Source organism: Nocardia sp. NPDC087230, assembly GCF_044744725.1.
Taxonomy (GTDB): Bacteria; Actinomycetota; Actinomycetes; order Mycobacteriales; family Mycobacteriaceae; genus Nocardia; species Nocardia canadensis.
Map to the genome: position 1 here is coordinate 122,151 of NZ_JBIUYV010000008.1, position 17,447 is coordinate 139,597.

Sequence of the window (17,447 nt, forward strand, 5' to 3'; positions counted from 1 at the left end):
GGTGGCCTGTTCCTAACCGGTGATGTTGGGGTCGAAGGTGAAGATGACGTACGTGCCGACGCTCATCACCAGGATCATCGAGACCACGAGGATGGTCTTGAGCCAGAACCGGGTGGAGTCCTTGCGGGAGTAGTCATCGATGACGGTCCGCAGACCGTTGCCGCCGTGCAGCTGTGCCAGCCAGAGCATGGCCAGGTCCCAGAACTGCCAGAACGGGCTGGACCAGCGACCGGCCACGAAGGCGAAGTTCAGGCGCTTCACGCCACCGTCGATCATCAGCATGATGAACATGTGGCCGAGCACCAGCACGATCAGCAGCAGGCCGGAGAACCGCATGAACATCCACGCGTACTTCTCGAAATTGCTGCTCGACTTGGCCCGGGGGGAGCGGGGAGCGTCGAGGCTGGCCGGGCGGTCGTAGGACTTGCCGAGGACAGGTGCAGACATATCAGTGCTCCGTCAGCAGGTAGAAGAACTGGCGGCCGACGCCGGCGGCGGAGACCAGAACCCAGATGGTCAGCACGATCCACAGCATCTGCTTCTGGAAGCGCGGACCCTGCGACCAGAAGTCGACCAGGATCACGCGGACGCCGTTGAGAGCGTGGAACAGCACGCAGACGACGAGGCCCATCTCCATGAGCGCGACCAGCGGGTTCTTGTACAGCTCGATCGCGTGGTCATAGGTATCCGGGTTGACCCGGACCAATGCCGTGTCCAGCACGTGCACGAAGAGGAAGAAGAAGATCGTGACACCGGTGATCCGGTGCAGCGCCCAGGACCACATGCCAGGGTCGCCGCGGTACAGCGTCTTCCGCTTCGGCTGGGCCGGAGCCGGAGCTTCTATCGTGGTCATAGAGTGCGGTGCCTCCAACGTCGTTGATGGACCCGGTCACAGATCCGACGCCGGCGTGCGTGGAGAGGCAAATGCCCAGGTGGCTGCGCTGTGTTCGCGAGCGCTGGCCCGCCGCCGGGAACCTGAACCGATCTTCGGCTGACTCTAATCCTCTCTGTTTCGCGGAACTAATTCGGCGTGCCGTGCGTTGCGTGCGAATCAGCCGAGTTAGGTTTACCTTTCTCCATGCCGGATACTGGTGCGGAGGCCCGATTGTCGACGCGTTCGGCGGGATCGGCTGGAGGTTCGCGATGCCTGAAATCGACTGGAATACCTTGCATGACATGGCAATTCGCGCTATGGGGTCGGCGTATGCCCCGTACTCGGGATTCCCGGTGGGTGCCGCGGCTCTCACGGCGGCCGGTGGAATTGTGAGCGGTTGCAATGTGGAAAATGTCTCATATGGGCTAACCCTGTGTGCCGAATGTGTACTCGTCGGTAACTTATTCGCTTCGGGTGGGGGACGCCTTGTAGCCGTCTCGGTGACCGATTCCCGGGGCGAAATCCTGATGCCGTGCGGACGCTGCCGGCAGCTGTTGTTCGAGCACGGCGGCGCGGAGTTGCTCGTCGACCACGCCGAGGGGCCCAAGCGGCTGAGCGAACTGCTGCCCTACGCGTTCGGGCCGGACGATCTGGCGGCCGGTCGGACTGGCAAAGGCCCGTCACCACTGATTTAGTGGGCACATGGGTAACTCGTCGGGGACGAACGAACGCTCCACCCACCTGCCGCCGGTCGCCGACGTGAGTCCGTCCGCGCCTGCGTCCGGCCAGGAAACGCGGAGTGGCGGCCACAGCGCGGTATCGGTCATCACTACCAAACGCGACGGCGGGGAGCTGTCCGACGCACAGATCGACTGGGTGGTCGACGGGTTCACCCGGGGAATCGTGGCCGACGAACAGATGTCGGCGCTGGCCATGGCGATCGTGTGGCGGGGGATGACCCGGCGCGAGACCGCCCGCTGGACGGCGGCGATGATCGGCTCGGGCAGCCGGCTGGACTTCACCGACCTGCCCCGGCCCACCGTCGACAAGCATTCGACCGGCGGGGTCGGCGACAAGATCACGCTGCCGCTGGCCCCGCTGGTGGCGGCCTGCGGTGCCGCCGTGCCGCAGCTGTCGGGTCGCGGACTCGGCCACACCGGCGGCACGCTGGACAAACTCGAGTCGATCCCCGGCTGGCGGGCCGATGTCACCGTGCCGCGGATGCGCGAGATCCTGGCCGATCCCGCGATCGGCGCGGTGGTGTGCGCGGCGGGCGCCGACCTGGCCCCGGCCGACAAGCGCCTCTACGCGCTGCGCGACGTCACCGGCACGGTCGAGTCGATCCCGCTGATCGCGAGTTCGATCATGAGCAAGAAGATCGCGGAGGGGACCGCGGCGCTGGTCCTGGACGTGAAAGTCGGCTCCGGCGCGTTCCTCAAGACCCTCGACGACGCGCGCGAGCTGGCCACCGTGATGGTCGAGCTCGGTCGGGACGCGGGCGTGAACACGGTCGCGCTGCTCACCGCGATGGACACCCCGCTCGGCCGGACGGCGGGCAATGCGCTCGAGGTCGCGGAGTCGGTGGAGGTGCTCGCCGGCGGTGGACCCGCCGATGTGGTCGAACTGACGCTGACGCTGGCCCGCGAGATGGTCGCCCAGGCCGGCCTGCACATCGACCCGGCCGACGTGCTCGCCGACGGCAGGGCCATGGACCAGTGGCGCGCGATGATCCAGGCGCAGGGCGGCGACCCCGACGCACCGCTGCCGGTGGCGCGCCACACCGAGGTCGTCCGGGCCGAATCGAGCGGCATCCTCACCCGGCTCGACGCGATGGGCGTCGGCACCGCCGCCTGGCGGCTCGGCGCCGGTCGCGCGCGTCAGGGTGAACAGGTGCAGGCGGGCGCCGGGATCGAGATGCACGCCAAGCCGGGTGACGCGGTGGTCGCGGGCCAACCGCTGCTCACCTTGCACACCGAAACACCGGAGGCCTTCGCCGGCGCTCTGGCCGCTCTCGTGGACGCGGTGGCGGTCGAACCGGACTCCGAGGCGAAGCCGGGGGACCTGGTCCTCGGCCGGATCGGCTGACGACCAGTTCCGGGGGCGGACGTCGGTGATCATCGGCGCCCCGCTGGGGATGGTGGCGACGATCATCTGCGGCGGGCTCGAACTGCCCCTGTTGGTGTTGCCGCTGCCCGTGTTGTTCTTGTTCATGCTGGTCACCGCCGCACTGCCGGGTACCGAACGCCGGCTTCGGGCCGGGCACACGGTGCGCGAGCCCGCGGCACCGTCCGGCTGAGACACCGCACCATCGGCGACCGAACCGGCGGACTCAGGTGACCCGCAATAGTCCGTCGCGGGTCGGATATTCAACGAGACGGTTGCCACGCGGGAAGTTCGCTGCCGGGATCGGCGCATGCGGCTACCGTCTAAACATGACTGGACCGGCGCCCCTAGACCTTGCTTCGATCCGACGCGCACCGAAGGCCTTGCTGCACGATCACCTCGACGGTGGTCTGCGGCCTGAGACGGTGCTAGAGCTGGCCGCGGACTGCGGCTATGACGAATTACCCGCCGACGATGCCGAGAGTCTCGGGGCGTGGTTCCGCGATGCCGCCGACAGCGGATCGCTGGAGCGATACCTGGAGACCTTCGCCCACACGGTCGCCGTGATGCAGACCCCGGAGGGGTTGCGGCGGGTCGCCCGCGAGTGCGCGATCGATCTCGCCGCCGACGGCGTGGTCTACGCCGAGGTGCGGTTCGCGCCCGAACAGCACCTGGAGAAGGGCCTCACGCTCGACGAGGTCGTGGAGCACACCATCGCCGGTTTCCGCGAGGGCGAGGCGATCGCGGCCGAGCGGGGCGAGGTCATCCGGGTGACCTGTCTGCTCACCGCGATGCGGCACGCGGCCAGATCCCGGGAGATCGCCGAGCTCACCGTGCGCTTCCGCGATCGCGGGGTCGGTGGCTTCGACATCGCGGGCGCCGAGGCGGGCTTCCCGCCCACCCGCCATCTCGACGCCTTCGAGTATCTGCGAGCCAACCACGCGCACTTCACGATTCACGCGGGTGAGGCGTTCGGATTGCCGTCGATCCACGAGGCGCTGGCCTTCTGCGGCTGCGATCGGCTCGGCCACGGCGTGCGCATCACCGACGACATCACCGTGCCCGGCGATATCGAGGACGCCCAACTCGGCCTGGTCGCCAACTATGTGCGCGACATGCGCGTCCCGCTGGAACTGTGTCCGTCGTCGAATGTGCAGACCGGCGCGGTGCCCTCGCTGGACAAGCATCCGTTCGACCTGCTCGCACGGCTGCGCTTCCGGGTCACCGTCAACACCGACAACCGGCTGATGAGCGACACCACGATGAGCGCGGAGATGCTCAAGCTGGTGGAAACCTTCGGCTACGGCTGGTCCGACCTGGAGCGCTTCACCATCAACGCCATGAAGTCGGCGTTCATCCCGTTCCCCGATCGGCTGAAGATCATCGACGAAGTGATCAAACCGGGCTACGCGGTACTGCTCGGGTGAAACGCGAACAGGGGCGGTGCCGGATCGGCACCGCCCCTGTGTCGTCGGGCGCTATTCCTGGGTGAGCCGCGCTTCGAAGGCGCGCTGCAGGTCGCGGAACTGCTGGGCCTCCGCGGCGAACGGCGGGTTCGGCGCCATCCGGTTGGGGTCCGGGTTCAGCAGGTAGGAGACGTACCAGCCGAGCGGATTCGACTGTGCCAGCGCCTGATCCACGCTGTCGTCGTCGGCGTAGTCGGCGGCGTCGCTGAACAGTTCGACGGCCAGGTCGAGCTGCTCGATATCGACCGCTTCCGGGCCCTCGGCCAGGTCGTCGACCAGACCGGTGAGCACGTAGACGTTCTCGTCGGTCACCTCGACCTCGAGCGAACCGTCCACCGCCGCGGTCTGCACCTCGGCGAAGGTGGAGACCCGGGCCAGCTCGTGCTCGTGGTCGTCGGCCAGGTAGCGGGCCAGCGCGCGCTCGGAACCGAACACGGTGATGGTGCGGCCGTCACCGAGGAAGATCGGCTCGTCGTCGAGGTAGCAGCGCAGGGTGAAGTGCTCGCCGTCGGAGGTGACGATCTTGACCGGGTCGATGCCGACCTCGTGCCAGAAGGAGTCGTCCTCGTCCTCGTCCTCGTCCTCTTCGTCGTCGTCCTCGGCGGCGAGGTCGACGCTCTCGAACTCCTCGTCCTCCTCGGCCACGTCGTCGGCGTCGACCTCGTTCTCCTCGGCGGCCAACAGCTCGGCCTCGGCGACGGCGACCGCGGCCGCGTCGACCTCGGGGGTGCTGACGACACCGTCGATCGCGTCGAGCACGTCGTCCCAGCCCTTGACGATGGCCGCGCCGACCTGGTCCCACAGCTCCTCGCCGTCGCGGCCGACGAAGGTGCTCGCCCCGCTGGCCAGCGCGCCGAGTACCGGGTTGGACCCGAAGAACTTGGTCACCACGTCGAGCTCGCACACCTCGCCGATGTTGCGCACCATCGCCAGGGTGTCCTCGAGCTCGCCGACGACATCGACGTCCGGGTCGCCCGCCGCCAGCTCGGGCACGGCGACCAGATCGAAGCTGAAGTTCTCCTCCGGCTCCAGCTCGGCGGCCGAGAGACCAGCGATGATCGCCCAGGACGGGTGGTCGACGAGATCGTTGTCGGAGTTGGTGCGGATGAACGCCGCCAGCTCCGCAACGGACTCGAATCCGTAGAGGTCGTCCTCGTGACCGAGGAACGCCTCCCACTCGTCGTCACCGTCGCGCCAGCGCGGTGCCCACAGGGTGACGAGATCGCCATCGGTCAGACCGAGCTCGATCGGGACGATGTCTCCAGAAGCCATGACGCGAAGCCTATCGACCTTCAGCGCCGGGCACTATCCGGCCCGGGTGCTAATTGCTCCGACCCCTGCGGCGCGGACCCGGTGAGCGATTCGTTCAGTGTCGCAATGATGTTGGAACGAGCCGCGCCAGCGGTCTCGGTGGCCTGCCTGCACGCCGTCAGGATGAGCTGCGCGGCCTCGGTGGGCGCCAGCGCGGTGATCCCCTCGTCCAGCGACAGCGCGACCAGTGCGCCGTCGCTGTTGACCTCGGCGGTGACGAGTCCGTCTTCGGTGGTGAATCGCCCGTTGACCTGCTTCAACCCGTACAGCGCCGCCTCCAGCGCCTCGAGTTTTCCGGTCACCCCGGCGACCAGGGCATCCATTTCCGCGCTCACAGTGGCCTCATCCAACTCGTCTGACCGGTGTCGGCGTCGTCGATGCGATCGAGCTCGTCGACCGCCTGGCGCCGGGTGGGCAGGTTCATCCGGTCCAGCAGGTGATCGGGGATCTCGGCCTGCTCGCTGTAGATCTCGCGCAGGCGGGCCGCGGCGGCGATGGTCGAGCGCCTGGTCAGACGCAGGATCTCATCGGCCAGCGCCTGGGCGCCGTACTGGTACTCGCTGCGTTCGAACTTGATCGCGATCGGCAGGCCCATGCTGGTCGCGCGGACCGAGATGGTGCCGGACCGGTTGGTGCTGACCGCGGACTCCACATTGGGAACCTCGGGGATCGGCGTGCCGGTCATGCGGTAGGCCTGTAGAAGCCGTAGAACTCCATGCCACTGTTCTCCGTTCGGATGGAACTGATCGAGACGGGATCGCCTGCCTCGACGAGCTGCCCGTTGCCGACCACCATGGCGACGTGACCGTCCCATACGGCCAGATCGCCCGGCATCAGGTCACCGGGGGATACCTGAGGATGTCCGATGTGCTGTTCCTGTGCGAGCCGGGGCAGCTCGACCCCTGCCTCGCCGTAGGCGTACTGGGTCAGGCCGCTGCAGTCGATGCCGGAGCCCGGGCTGTTGCCGCCCCAGACGTACGGGGTGCCGACGGCGCTGATCGCCGAGCGCACCGCCGTCGCGGCCTCCTCGTTGGGCGCCTCGACGGTGCTGCCGTCAGGCAGGGTGATCTTGACGCCGGTGCCGGTCGACCCGGTCGATGAGCCCGACGACGACCCGGTGGAGGTCTTGCTGCCGTTGTTCGTCGTGGTGCCGGTGGTGGTCGACTTCGAGCTGCTGGAGGTACCGCTCAGCGCGCTCGACAGGCCCGAGGACACGGCGCTGAGCACCGAACCGCCGGTGCCCGACAGCAGGCTCGACGCCGAGGACGCGAGGCTGGAGATGCCCGAGGACGTGCTCGCCAGCGACGTGCTCGACGGCGCCGGGGTGAGCTCCTGGATCGCCGCGGTCTGCGTGCCCAGCTCCTCCTCCACCCGGCTGACGACGCCGAGACCCTGACCGATGTGGTCGATCGCCGAGCTCACCACGGCCACCAGGCCCGCGGGGGTGGCCAGGGTGGGGCTGAGCGCCGACACGTCGGCGAGGAAGGAATTGACGATGGTGTCGAGATCCTTCTGCCCGGTCTCGACATAGGCCGCGGCCTGGTCGACGACCGTCGCCATCTCGTTGCCGGTGTCGGACAGGGTGGCCGAGGAGGTCTGCACGCGCAGCGCCTTGGAGGTGGCGGCGTCGACCGCCATGCCGTCCCACGCGGTGTTCACGTTGTTGATGCTGTTGCGGCCGAGCTCGTAGATCTGGTCGAGGTTGGTCGAGGTGGACCGCAGCCCGTCGGACGCGCCGCCGGTGCCCAGCACCCCGGTGCCGAAGCTGGACAGCAGATCCAGCAGGGGCTGGGCCAGTCCGCTGAGGTCGATCATGCCTCGGTGCCGATCTCGCCCGCCGAGCCGAGCCCGCCCGCGAAGTCGGCGTCGGTGTCGACGAGGGTGGTCGCTGCGCTCGCGGTCGCCGCGCTCATACTCGCCATGACCGCCGAGAGCTGACCGATCGCGGCCACATGGCCGGCGTGCGCCGCCGAGTACGCGGCGACGAAATCGCCGCCGATCAGGCCCATGATCGGGCCGAGCAAGCCGGGGGCCGAGGCGATCGATCCGGCGACCGCCGTCGCCAGGTCGGTGGACATGACCCCGGCGGTCGCGCTGTAGGCGACGATGCCCTCCGCATCGGCCGACATCTTAGTCATCGAACTTCCCCCAATCCTCGAGTTCCCGGGCAGAGTACGTCACTCTCTTGCTTGGACGCACCGAGGCCGCATTCGGTTCCCTCGACCGCGAAAATTTCCCCAGCAGCCGCACCCGGAGCGCCTGGTGACCCTATCGTTTTTTCATGCGCACCGACACCGTCGATCACCCGCTGGCCGCGACCCTGCTGAGCACCATGCGGGACGCCCGTACCGACAACGCCGCGTTCCGCACGGCATTGCGCGACCTCACCGGCATTCTCATGTACGAGGCGCTGCGCGACGCGCCCGTCGTGCGTGAGCCGATCGACACGCCGGTGGCGGTCACCGAAGGCGTGCGGCTGGCCGCGCCGCCGCTGCTGGTTCCGGTGCTGCGTGCCGGGCTCGGCATGGTCTACGCCGCCGCGGATCTCGTGCCCCAGGCGCGGGTCGGTTTCGTCGGCATCGCCCGCGACGAGCAGACCCATCAGCCGGTGCCCTACCTGGAATCGCTGCCCGCCGACCTGAGCGGCCTGCCCGTGTTCGTCCTCGATCCGATGCTCGCCACCGGCGGCTCGATGCGCCACACCCTCGAACTCCTCGTCGCCCGCGGCGCCACCGACATCACCGCCGTCTGCGTCGTCTCCGCGCCCGAAGGTGTTGCCGCCCTGGCCGACTCCGGCCTGCCGGTCCGTCTGGTCACCGCCGCCGTCGACGAGAAACTCAACGAGAACGCCTACATCGTCCCCGGCCTCGGCGACGCGGGCGACCGCCAGTTCGGACCGCGCTGAAATCCTGTCACTGACCGGCCGATCTGTGTCATTCTGCCTCTATGGGGAGTGCGGACAGCAGCGGGGACGAACCGGTCGATCGGGTCTACGCCAATGTGCTGGAGTGGGTCTCGGGGTACTTTGCCGGGCTGGTCGGTGACACCGTGGGATACCGGCCGGGCGAGCAGGTGCACTGGTGCCCCGAATGGTGGCGGCATGCCGGTGCGGTGGTCCGGCTCGATGCGTTATGGCAAGCCTGGGAGGAACTGCGGCTCGGCGGCGGGTTCGGCCTCAGCGTGTGGTTCCTCGATCACGCGGATCCGCATGTCCGCGTGCTGCTCTCGTCGTCGGGGCCGTTCCGGCAGTGCTCGATCGAGCGCGGCCACCGCTCAACATCGCCACTGCCGATCGCCGAGATGCCACCGGCGGATCGTGAACTGTTCGACCGCCCGCAGGTGCGCGAAACCCGGTGACGCGGCCTGCGCGTCAGTCGTTCCGAACGAACAGCTCGAGGTGGTCACAAGCGACGCATCGGTAGGCGTCGACATCGACGGCCGCTTTACGGGAGCGCCTCGTGCCGCCGTAAGAGCCGCTCTGGAATGGACCTTCCAGCCATCGAGTCTCGGCCTCGGCATTGCTTCCAGTACCTTCCAGCCTGCCGAGGCGCAGAACAGTTCCGCCGCAATGAGTGCCGTGCTTCTCGATCACCGCGTCCCCGTGTCGAGGGAACGGCAGTAGTCGGCCAGTTCGGCTAGGCGGTGGGCCGCGGCGGTGCGGGCCTGCGGAAGGGCGGTGGGGTCCGGGACCGGGGCGAAGACCTCCAGGTAGCACTTGAGTTTCGGTTCGGTGCCCGAGGGACGCACGACGATGCGGAAGTCGTCGGCGTCGAAGATCAGGGCGTCGGTGCGCATCCGGCCGCGGACCTGGGACTGGTCGGTGAATTTCACCGGGGTCACGGCGATCTCGCTGGGCGGGTTCGCGCGCAGGGCGGCGGCGAGGGCGCTCGCGGCGGCCTGGTCGGGCAGGCGCAGGGAGACCTGATCGCCCGCGTGCAGGCCGAATTCGACCGCGTAGGAATCGAGTTCGTCCTGGAGGGTGCGGCCCTCGGCCTGCAGCAGGGCGACGAGGTCGGCGGCCGCGACGGCGGCGGAGATGCCGTCCTTGTCTCGGACAGTGGCCGGATCGACGCAGTGGCCGATGGCTTCCTCGTAGGCGTAGACGAGCCCTTCGCCCGCCCTGGCCAGCCATTTGAAGCCGGTGAGGGTCTCGGCGTAGCGGGCCGATCGGGCCGGGGCCAGCTTCGACAGCAGTCGCGAGGAGACGAGGGTGGTGGCGACCAGCGGGTCGCCGGTGGCGGTGCGCAGGACGTAATCGGCCAGCAGCACACCTGTTTCGTCGCCGCGCAGCATGCGCCAGCCGGCGGGGCCGGGCACGCCGAGGGCGCAGCGATCGGCATCGGGATCGAGCGCGATCGCCAGATCGGCGTCCACCCGTTCGGCCAGTGCCAGCAGCAGGTCGGCCGCGCCGGGTTCCTCGGGGTTCGGGAACGCGACGGTCGGGAAGTCGGGGTCGGGGGCGAACTGCTCGTCGACGACGTGCACGTCGGTGAATCCGGCGGCGGCCAGCGCCCGCACCGCGAGCTCCCCGCCGACGCCGTGCAGCGCGGTCAGCGCGATCCGCACCGGAGCCCGCTCGCCCGCGCCGCCGAGCACGCCGGGCAGTTCGGCGACGCGCGCGAGGTAGCGGTCGACCAGTTCCGCGCCGGACGGGGAGACCGGCTCGCGCGCGATCGGGTCGCCCACCGCCTCGATGCACCGCTCGATCTCGGTGTCGGCGGGCGCGATCAGCTGGGACCCGCCGTCGAGGTACACCTTGTAGCCGTTGTCGGCGGGCGGGTTGTGCGACGCGGTGATCTGCACCCCGGCCACCGCGCCCAGCTGCCGGACCGCGAACGCCACCACCGGCGTCGGCACCGGCTCGGGCAGCAGCGTCACGGGAAAGCCCGCGGCCGTGAAGATCTCGGCGGTCGCGGTGGCGAACTCGGCCGAGCCGTGCCGGGCGTCGCGCCCGACGACGACCGCGCCGCCGCCCAGGCACCGTTCGCGCAGCCAGGCCGCGACACCGGCGCTCGCCCGCGACACGGTGGTCACGTTCATGCCGTCCGGGCCCTCGCGCAGCGGTCCACGCAGGCCCGCGGTCCCGAAGCGCAACATCTACACGCGCTCCAGGATCCCGCGCAGCAGCTTGCCGAGCCGAGGCGCGGCGGCCTGGCCCTCGGCGAGCACTTCCGCGTGCGACAGGTGCTGACCGGTGACGCCTGCCGCGAGGTTGGTGACCAGCGAGATGCCGAGCACCCGCGCGCCGCGCGAGCGCGCCTCGATCGCCTCCAGCACCGTCGACATGCCGACCAGGTCGGCGCCGATCGTGGCCAGCATGCGGATCTCGGCGGGTGTCTCGTACTGCGGGCCGGTGAGCCCGGCGTAGACGCCCTCGGTCAGGCTGGGGTCGATCTCCCTGGCCAGGGCGCGCAGTTCGGGGTCCCAGGCATCGACCAGGTCGACGAAGCGGGCGCCTTCCAGCGGCGTGCGCGCGGTGAGGTTGAGGTGATCGGCGATGAGCACCGGCTCACCGACCCGCAGGCCGGGCCTGATCCCGCCCGCGGCATTGGTGAGCAGCACGATCTCGGCCCCCGCCGCGATCGCCGCCGTCACCGGGTGGACCACCTGCTGGGGCGTGTAGCCCTCGTACAGGTGCTGACGGCCCATCAGCAGCAGCACGTTGTTGTCGTCGACGGTGACCGAATGCACCATGCCGCCATGGCCCTGCGCGCTGGGTTTGCCGAAGCCGGGTAGCTCCGGCATGGCGATCGAGGCGTGCGGCGCGCCGATCTCGGCGGCTGCCTCCTGCCACCCCGATCCCAGCACCACGGCCACGCGATGACGCGGCACTCCCGTACGTTCGGCGATCGCCTGAGCGGCCTGTTCGGCAAGCATGGGCTGAGTCTATGCGGCGCGGGCGCCGCGTGTTCGCGGCCCCGAGGGGTCGCCGGTCAGGCGCCGCGGCTTGCTCCTTCGTCGCGTGCGCCGCGGCGCCTGACCGGCGACCCGGCCGCGAACCGGCCGCTGCGCGGCCGCCCCTCCTCGAGGTCGGGGGTGCGGGGTCGGGCGGGCGGGACGCTATCCGTTGGCGGGCGGAGGCTACCCGTTGGTAGGTAAGTGCCCAGCTGCGGTTTATTCTTCCCGTCATGCCGTATTTGGAGCGCTCCGGTGATGTGTTCGTCCTGTACCTCGGGAACGAGGGGGAGACCGACAACGAGAACCGTTTCTCGCCGGGTTGGATCGATGCCTTCCACGCCGCCCTCGACGAGGTCGAGGCGTCGGAGGGTGCTGCCGCGCTGGTCACGGTGGCGACCGGCAAGTACTACAGCAACGGTCTCGACACCGACTGGCTGTTCGGCAATCTGGACAAGATCCACGGCTACCTCGACCGGGTGCACACCCTGTACACCCGCCTGCTGACCTTCCCGATGCCCACCGTCGCCGCGATCAACGGCCACGCGTTCGGCGCGGGCGCGATGCTGGCCTCCTCGCACGACTTCCGTGTGATGCGCGGTGACCGCGGCTTCTGGTCGCTGCCCGAGGTGCACCTCGGCATGCCCTTCACCGTCGGCATGAACGGCCTGCTCAAGGGCCGGCTGAGCAACCAGGTGTGCGTGCGGGCGATGACCACCGGCCACCGCTTCGCCGCCGACGAGGCGATCGCGGCGGGCATCGTGGACGCGAAGGCCGACGCCGAGGAGGTGCTGCCCGCCGCGATCGGGCGCGCCGCCGCGCTGACCAGCCTGCGCAAGCCGATCACCCCGATCATCAAGACCGCGCTGCACGCCGAGACCCTGGCCGCGCTGGCCACCCCGGTCACCGCCGAGAACCTGCCGTTCGGCAGCTGACTCCCGCGCCGGTGCGCCCCGGACCGCCGCTGATGCGAGACTGGGGGGTATGGCACCCTCGCGCACCGGCGAATTCTCGGCCACCGCCTCCGATGCCGCGATCGCCGCGGCCTCGGAGGAGCTGATCGGCCTCTCGCACGCGATCCACGCCGAACCCGAGCTCGCTTTCGCCGAGACGCGCAGCGTCGCCAAGATCCTCGCGCCCCTGGCCGAGCGCGGTTTTCTGATCACCACCGGCGTCGCGGGCCTGCCGACGGCCTTTCGCGCCGTCTACGGCAGCGGCCCGCTGACCGTCGGTATCTGCGCCGAATACGACGCGCTGCCCGAGATCGGGCACGCCTGCGGGCACAACATCATCGCCGCCTCCGCGGTGGGCGCCGCGATCGGACTGGCCGAGGTCGCCGATCAGCTCGGTCTGACCGTCGTCGTGCTCGGCACGCCCGCCGAGGAGAGTGGCGGCGGCAAGGTCCTGATGCTCGAGGCGGGCGCCTTCGACGACATCGCGATGGCGATGATGGTCCACCCCGGCCCCGCCGACATCGTCGGCGCGCGCTCACTGGCCCTGGCCGACCTGTCGATCGTCTTCCACGGCCGCGAGGCGCACGCCAGCGCCGCACCGGAGCTCGGCCGCAACGCCGGTGACGCGGTGACCCTGACCCAGGTTGCCGTCGGCTTGCTGCGCCAGCATTTGCGCCCTGGCCAGCAACTGCACGGTATAGTCGCTGACGGTGGCGTAGCCCCCAACATCGTGCCCGGACGGGCGGAGTTGCTGTACTACCTCCGCGCGGCCGATTCCGCGTCACTCGACGACCTGATGCGACGAGCGAAGGCGTGTTTCGAGGCGGGCGCCCTGGCAACCGGCTGCACTCACGACATACGGACGCTCGCGCCCACCTATACCGAGCTCACCCCCGACCCGGTTCTCTCGGCTGTCTACCGCGCGCAGATCACCGGATTGGGCAGGGTGCCGATCGCGCCCGAGCTCGAGGTGCTGCGTCCGCTCGGGAGCACCGACATGGGCAACGTCACCAACGTGATCCCCGGTATCCACCCGGTGATCGGCATCGACGCCGGTGGCGCGGTGACCCATCAGCCGGACTTCGCCGCCGCCGCGGTGAACGCCTCGGCCGATCGCGCGGTACTCGACGGCGCCCGCGCACTGGCGCGTACCGCTGTCGCGATAGCGCGCGATGAAGTACACAGGGACAGGTTGTTGCAACGGCTGGTCGAACGACAGGAGGACATTCGGTGAGCATTTCCGGCTATTCGGGCACCGCGCGCGCAGGCGCCGACGCGCTATCGATGGGCGTGGGAGCCCACTCGATGATGCGTGAGAACGCGGTCTGTCCGACCATGCCGGACACCGAACGAACCGATATGCCAGGAGCGGAGATCGTCGACGCGTGGCTGGCCGAGCACACCGCCGACCTCGTGCAATGGCGCAGGCACATCCACGCCAACCCCGAGTTGTCGCGCGCGGAGTTCGCCACCACCGAGTTCGTCTCGGGGTGGCTGACCAAAGCGGGTCTGAGCTGGGACGTACTGCCCGGCGGCACCGGCCTGATCTGCGATCTGGGGCCGACCGGCACGCGGCGCATCGCCCTGCGCGCCGACATGGACGCGCTGCCGATGCAGGAGTTCACCGGTCTGAGCTTCGCCTCGACCGTGCCGGGCGTCTCGCACGCCTGCGGGCACGACGCGCACACCACGGTGCTGCTCGGTACCGCGCTGGCGCTGGCCGAGGCCGAGCACACGCTGCCGGTCGGGGTGCGGCTGGTGTTCCAGCCCGCCGAGGAAGTGATGCCGGGCGGTGCGCTCGACGTCGTCGCCGCGGGGGCGATGCAGGGCGTCGACCGGATCTTCGCGCTGCACTGCGACCCCCGGCTGGAGGTCGGCAAGGTCGGCCTGCGGACCGGGGCGATCACCTCGGCCGCCGACACCGTCGAGCTGGTGTTGGACTCGCCGGGTGGGCACACCTCGCGCCCGCACCTGACCAGCGATCTGGTCTACGCGATCGGCACGGTCATCACCGGCCTGCCCGGGCTGCTGAGCCGTCGGGTGGATCCGCGCACCAGCACCGTCATGGTGTGGGGCGCGGTCAGCGCGGGCAAGGCGCCGAACGCGATCCCGCAGACCGGCATGCTCACCGGCACCGTCCGCACCGGCGACCACGCCACCTGGCTGCTGCTGGAACCGCTGGTCCGCGAGATCGTCGACGGCCTGCTGGCGCCGACCGGCGTGCGCTACCAGCTCAACTACAAGCGCGGCGTGCCCCCGGTGGTCAACGACCCCACCTCGGCCCTGATGTTCGAGAACGCGGTTCTGGCGATGGGCCCCGACGCCCTGGCCGACACCCCGCAGTCCGGCGGCGGCGAGGACTTCTCCTGGTACCTGGAGGAAGTTCCCGGCGCCATGGCCCGACTGGGCGTCTGGTCCGGCACCGGCGACCAACTGGACCTGCACCAGCCCACGTTCGACATCGACGAGCGAGCCCTGGCCGTGGGCGTGCGGACCCTCACGAACATCATTCTTCAGGCGTGAGCAGCACCGAAGCACACGGGTAACTCACCGGGTACGGGCTGAGTCCCACGACCGCCGGCCGCCGACGAGAAAGTCAGCGGCCGGTGAGTCCGGCCAGAATTCGCGGGGAGGCGGACGAGCTCAGGCGCCGGGGCCGACGTTCTTGCTGTTGCGGGTGCGCAGGGCGTGGACGTAATCCTCTGGGGCGCCCGCCTTCTCGGCCGCGTCGGCGATCACGCCGATGTAGCGCGCCGAGGGCAGTCCGCCCTCGTAGGCGTCGAGGACGTACAGCCACGCCAGCCGGGACTCGCCCTGGGTGCCGGTGACCCGGATCCTGATCTTCTTGTGGATACCGAAGTCTGAGCCTTCCCAGCGGTCGAGGCGTTCCTCGTCCTCGGGGGAGACGTCGTAGAGCACGACGAATACCCGGGAGCCCGGATCCTCGACGACGGTGGCCAACGGCCCTTCCCAGCCGATGTCGTCACCGGCGAAGGTCAGGCGCCAACCTTCCAGCCACCCGGTCCCGGACATGGGCGAATGCGGGCAGCGTTCCAGCATCTGCGTCGAGTCCATGTTGGACCCGTAAGCGGCATAGATCGGCACCTGACGAACTGTAGCCAATAACAGCAGTGGAATTCCTGTCTCCCACCCAGATCGGCTGACGGTCACAGTTGTGGCGGGCCTCGACACGCCGAACTTGTTCACCGATCCGACCCCGAACCGTCACAGCGCACCTGAAATGATGGGGTGACAGTACGGACGGGTCCTCACAAGGGACGCGGCTGATCAGGCGAATACAGGGAGCGTGGCTGTGGCACGGATTGCGATCATCGGTGGCGGACCGGCGGGATACGAGGCGGCGCTGGTGGCCGCCCAGCACGGGGCCTCGGTCACCCTGGTCGACGCCGACGGCATCGGCGGCGCGTGCGTGCTCTGGGACTGCGTTCCCTCCAAGACCTTCATCGCCTCCACCGGTCTGCGCACCGACCTGCGCCGGGCTCGTGATCTGGGCATCACCCTCGACGCCAGCCAGGCGCAGGTGCACCTGCCCGAGGTGAACGGCCGTGTCAAGGCGCTCGCGCTGGCCCAGTCCGCCGACATCCGCGCCAAGCTGCAGGCCGCCGGGGTGCAGTTGCTGGCGGGCCGGGGCGAATTGGTCGGTCCCGCCGCCGGATTGGCGCACCGCGTCAGGGCCACGCTGGCCGACGGCAGCGCCGAGGAGTTCGAGGCCGAGGTCGTGCTGATCGCGACCGGCGCCAGCCCGCGCGTGCTGCCCGGCGCCGAGCCCGACGGTGAGCGCATCCTGAACTGGCGCCAGCTCTACGACCTGCAGGAACTGCCCGAGACGCTGGTGGTGGTGGGTTCCGGCGTCACCGGCGCCGAGTTCGTCTCCGCCTACACCGAGATGGGCGTGCGGGTGAAGCTGGTCTCCAGCCGCGACCGCGTGCTGCCGGGCGAGGACGCCGACGCGGCGCTCGTACTGGAGGACGCGCTGGCCGAGCGCGGCGTGGAACTGGTCAAGCACGCCCGCGCCGACGCGGTGGAGCGCACCGCCGACGGCATCGTGGTGAAGCTGTCCGACGGCCGTACCGTGACGGGTTCGCACGCGCTGATGACCGTGGGTTCCACCCCGAACACACAGAGCCTGGGCCTGGACCGGGTCGGCATCGAGCTCGATCGCGGCGGATACCTTCGCGTCGACCGGGTTTCGCGCACCTCGGTGCCCGGCATCTACGCGGCGGGCGACTGCACCGGCCTGCTGCCGCTGGCCTCGGTAGCCGCCATGCAGGGCCGCATCGCGATGTATCACGCGCTGGGCGAGGGCGTGAGCCCGATCCGCTTGAAGACGGTGGCCTCGGCGGTGTTCACCCGCCCGGAGATCGCGACCGTCGGCGTCAGCCAGACCGCCATCGACAACGGCGAGGTGCCCGCCCGCACGGTGATGCTGCCGCTGAACACCAATCCGCGCGCGAAGATGTCGGGGCTGCGGCGCGGTTTCGTCAAGATCTTCTGCCGCCCGGCGACCGGCGTGGTGATCGGCGGTGTGGTCGTCGCGCCGATCGCCTCGGAGCTGATCCTGCCGATCGCGCTGGCGGTGCAGAACAACCTCACCGTCACCGATCTCGCGCAGACGTTCTCGGTGTATCCGTCGCTGACCGGTTCGGTCACCGAAGCCGGGCGTTTGCTGATGCGCCACGACGACCTGGACTGAGCGGCCGCGCCGGAATGTGAGTCGGATCACTGAACGGCGAGGTTTCGAATTGTCTTGTTCGACAACGGTGGTCGTCGATTCCGCGCGGGGGTCCCGGAGCGTGTTTCCGCAGGCGGAGCGGCAGCGGTGCG

20 protein-coding genes are annotated in these 17,447 nt (G+C 69.5%); 10 read left to right on the forward strand and 10 right to left on the reverse strand.

The genetic code is table 11. From position 1 onward, the window contains the following. Positions 1–12: 12 nt before the first annotated feature. Both ACIO52_RS24840 and sdhC read right to left on the reverse strand, forming a co-directional pair. Positions 13–447: a succinate dehydrogenase hydrophobic membrane anchor subunit gene (locus ACIO52_RS24840; protein ID WP_218717685.1), complete on the reverse strand. Its 435-nt coding sequence runs from the start codon at positions 445–447 to the stop codon at positions 13–15. 1 nt (position 448) lies between these two features. Further along, positions 449–853, reverse strand: a complete 405-nt coding sequence (gene sdhC / locus ACIO52_RS24845; RefSeq protein WP_218717686.1) for a succinate dehydrogenase, cytochrome b556 subunit — start codon at positions 851–853, stop codon at positions 449–451. 290 nt (positions 854–1,143) lie between these two features. Between sdhC and ACIO52_RS24850 the strand changes: the two genes are divergently transcribed. The 4 genes from ACIO52_RS24850 (at position 1,144) to ACIO52_RS24865 (ending at position 4,404) form a co-directional block, all read left to right on the forward strand. Beyond that, positions 1,144–1,569, forward strand: coding sequence for a cytidine deaminase (locus tag ACIO52_RS24850; protein ID WP_402647146.1), 426 nt, complete (start codon positions 1,144–1,146; stop codon positions 1,567–1,569). A 7-nt stretch (positions 1,570–1,576) separates the two neighbouring features. Then, entirely contained in the window at positions 1,577–2,959 is a 1,383-nt protein-coding gene (locus ACIO52_RS24855; protein WP_218717688.1) for a thymidine phosphorylase, read from the forward strand. Between the two features lie 25 nt (positions 2,960–2,984). Then, positions 2,985–3,170: a hypothetical protein gene (locus ACIO52_RS24860; protein WP_402647149.1), complete on the forward strand. Its 186-nt coding sequence runs from the start codon at positions 2,985–2,987 to the stop codon at positions 3,168–3,170. A gap of 136 nt (positions 3,171–3,306) precedes the next feature. Then, positions 3,307–4,404 (forward strand): adenosine deaminase, encoded by a 1,098-nt coding sequence (locus ACIO52_RS24865; protein WP_218717690.1) that lies wholly within the window; start codon positions 3,307–3,309, stop codon positions 4,402–4,404. A gap of 51 nt (positions 4,405–4,455) precedes the next feature. On the opposite strand, the gene ACIO52_RS24870 is transcribed toward ACIO52_RS24865, so the two are convergent. From ACIO52_RS24870 to ACIO52_RS24890, 5 genes are read right to left on the reverse strand one after another with little or no spacing between them, the layout of a single operon-like run. Beyond that, positions 4,456–5,715 carry a primosomal protein gene (locus tag ACIO52_RS24870; RefSeq protein ID WP_402647152.1) on the reverse strand — a complete coding sequence of 420 codons (1,260 nt, stop codon included), beginning with the start codon at positions 5,713–5,715 and terminating at the stop codon, positions 4,456–4,458. Positions 5,716–5,735: 20 nt separating this feature from the next. After that, entirely contained in the window at positions 5,736–6,089 is a 354-nt protein-coding gene (locus tag ACIO52_RS24875) for a YbaB/EbfC family nucleoid-associated protein (RefSeq protein ID WP_316573629.1), read from the reverse strand. Further along, on the reverse strand, positions 6,086–6,439 hold the full coding sequence (locus ACIO52_RS24880; RefSeq protein WP_218717692.1) for a hypothetical protein: 354 nt from the start codon (positions 6,437–6,439) through the stop codon (positions 6,086–6,088). Before ACIO52_RS24880 ends, ACIO52_RS24875 begins: the two co-directional genes overlap by 4 nt. Next, on the reverse strand, positions 6,436–7,569 hold the full coding sequence (locus tag ACIO52_RS24885) for a C40 family peptidase (protein WP_316573631.1): 1,134 nt from the start codon (positions 7,567–7,569) through the stop codon (positions 6,436–6,438). The genes ACIO52_RS24880 and ACIO52_RS24885 overlap by 4 nt, the downstream gene beginning before the upstream one ends. After that, positions 7,566–7,892: a type VII secretion target gene (locus tag ACIO52_RS24890; protein WP_218717694.1), complete on the reverse strand. Its 327-nt coding sequence runs from the start codon at positions 7,890–7,892 to the stop codon at positions 7,566–7,568. The genes ACIO52_RS24885 and ACIO52_RS24890 overlap by 4 nt, the downstream gene beginning before the upstream one ends. A gap of 143 nt (positions 7,893–8,035) precedes the next feature. On the opposite strand from ACIO52_RS24890, the gene upp reads away from it, so the two are divergent. Then, entirely contained in the window at positions 8,036–8,659 is a 624-nt protein-coding gene (gene upp, locus ACIO52_RS24895; RefSeq protein WP_218717695.1) for a uracil phosphoribosyltransferase, read from the forward strand. A gap of 41 nt (positions 8,660–8,700) precedes the next feature. Beyond that, complete coding sequence (locus tag ACIO52_RS24900) at positions 8,701–9,111, forward strand: DUF4913 domain-containing protein (RefSeq protein ID WP_402647158.1); 411 nt, start codon at positions 8,701–8,703, stop codon at positions 9,109–9,111. A gap of 231 nt (positions 9,112–9,342) precedes the next feature. Here ACIO52_RS24900 and ACIO52_RS24905 read toward each other — a convergent pair whose 3' ends face one another. Together ACIO52_RS24905 and ACIO52_RS24910 are read right to left on the reverse strand one after the other, a co-directional pair. Further along, entirely contained in the window at positions 9,343–10,851 is a 1,509-nt protein-coding gene (locus ACIO52_RS24905) for a phospho-sugar mutase (RefSeq protein WP_402647161.1), read from the reverse strand. Further along, a complete protein-coding gene (locus ACIO52_RS24910; protein ID WP_218717698.1) occupies positions 10,852–11,631 on the reverse strand; it encodes a purine-nucleoside phosphorylase in 780 nt (259 codons plus the stop codon). Positions 11,632–11,882: 251 nt separating this feature from the next. Between ACIO52_RS24910 and ACIO52_RS24915 the strand changes: the two genes are divergently transcribed. From ACIO52_RS24915 to ACIO52_RS24925, 3 genes are all read left to right on the forward strand, one after another. Beyond that, complete coding sequence (locus ACIO52_RS24915) at positions 11,883–12,584, forward strand: enoyl-CoA hydratase-related protein (RefSeq protein WP_218717699.1); 702 nt, start codon at positions 11,883–11,885, stop codon at positions 12,582–12,584. A gap of 49 nt (positions 12,585–12,633) precedes the next feature. Further along, positions 12,634–13,836 (forward strand): M20 family metallopeptidase, encoded by a 1,203-nt coding sequence (locus tag ACIO52_RS24920; protein WP_218717700.1) that lies wholly within the window; start codon positions 12,634–12,636, stop codon positions 13,834–13,836. A 125-nt stretch (positions 13,837–13,961) separates the two neighbouring features. Then, on the forward strand, positions 13,962–15,125 hold the full coding sequence (locus ACIO52_RS24925; RefSeq protein ID WP_218717707.1) for a M20 family metallopeptidase: 1,164 nt from the start codon (positions 13,962–13,964) through the stop codon (positions 15,123–15,125). 120 nt (positions 15,126–15,245) lie between these two features. On the opposite strand, the gene ACIO52_RS24930 is transcribed toward ACIO52_RS24925, so the two are convergent. Next, positions 15,246–15,707, reverse strand: a complete 462-nt coding sequence (locus ACIO52_RS24930) for a gamma-glutamylcyclotransferase (protein WP_218717701.1) — start codon at positions 15,705–15,707, stop codon at positions 15,246–15,248. 208 nt (positions 15,708–15,915) lie between these two features. Between ACIO52_RS24930 and ACIO52_RS24935 the strand changes: the two genes are divergently transcribed. Continuing rightward, entirely contained in the window at positions 15,916–17,316 is a 1,401-nt protein-coding gene (locus tag ACIO52_RS24935; RefSeq protein ID WP_218717702.1) for an NAD(P)H-quinone dehydrogenase, read from the forward strand. The last annotated feature ends 131 nt before the right edge of the window (positions 17,317–17,447 follow it).

Excerpts from the sequence above, each read along its gene's own strand:
- ACIO52_RS24840 (WP_218717685.1), bottom strand. The coding sequence starts at position 447 with ATGTCTGCACCTGTCCTCGGCAAGTCCTACGACCGCCCGGCCAGCCTC.
- sdhC (WP_218717686.1), bottom strand. The coding sequence starts at position 853 with ATGACCACGATAGAAGCTCCGGCTCCGGCCCAGCCGAAGCGGAAGACG.
- ACIO52_RS24850 (WP_402647146.1), top strand. The coding sequence starts at position 1,144 with ATGCCTGAAATCGACTGGAATACCTTGCATGACATGGCAATTCGCGCT.
- ACIO52_RS24855 (WP_218717688.1), top strand. The coding sequence starts at position 1,577 with ATGGGTAACTCGTCGGGGACGAACGAACGCTCCACCCACCTGCCGCCG.
- ACIO52_RS24865 (WP_218717690.1), top strand. The coding sequence starts at position 3,307 with ATGACTGGACCGGCGCCCCTAGACCTTGCTTCGATCCGACGCGCACCG.
- ACIO52_RS24870 (WP_402647152.1), bottom strand. The coding sequence starts at position 5,715 with ATGGCTTCTGGAGACATCGTCCCGATCGAGCTCGGTCTGACCGATGGC.
- ACIO52_RS24880 (WP_218717692.1), bottom strand. The coding sequence starts at position 6,439 with ATGACCGGCACGCCGATCCCCGAGGTTCCCAATGTGGAGTCCGCGGTC.
- ACIO52_RS24885 (WP_316573631.1), bottom strand. The coding sequence starts at position 7,569 with ATGATCGACCTCAGCGGACTGGCCCAGCCCCTGCTGGATCTGCTGTCC.
- ACIO52_RS24890 (WP_218717694.1), bottom strand. The coding sequence starts at position 7,892 with ATGACTAAGATGTCGGCCGATGCGGAGGGCATCGTCGCCTACAGCGCG.
- upp (WP_218717695.1), top strand. The coding sequence starts at position 8,036 with ATGCGCACCGACACCGTCGATCACCCGCTGGCCGCGACCCTGCTGAGC.
- ACIO52_RS24900 (WP_402647158.1), top strand. The coding sequence starts at position 8,701 with ATGGGGAGTGCGGACAGCAGCGGGGACGAACCGGTCGATCGGGTCTAC.
- ACIO52_RS24905 (WP_402647161.1), bottom strand. The coding sequence starts at position 10,851 with ATGTTGCGCTTCGGGACCGCGGGCCTGCGTGGACCGCTGCGCGAGGGC.
- ACIO52_RS24910 (WP_218717698.1), bottom strand. The coding sequence starts at position 11,631 with ATGCTTGCCGAACAGGCCGCTCAGGCGATCGCCGAACGTACGGGAGTG.
- ACIO52_RS24915 (WP_218717699.1), top strand. The coding sequence starts at position 11,883 with ATGCCGTATTTGGAGCGCTCCGGTGATGTGTTCGTCCTGTACCTCGGG.
- ACIO52_RS24920 (WP_218717700.1), top strand. The coding sequence starts at position 12,634 with ATGGCACCCTCGCGCACCGGCGAATTCTCGGCCACCGCCTCCGATGCC.
- ACIO52_RS24925 (WP_218717707.1), top strand. The coding sequence starts at position 13,962 with ATGCCAGGAGCGGAGATCGTCGACGCGTGGCTGGCCGAGCACACCGCC.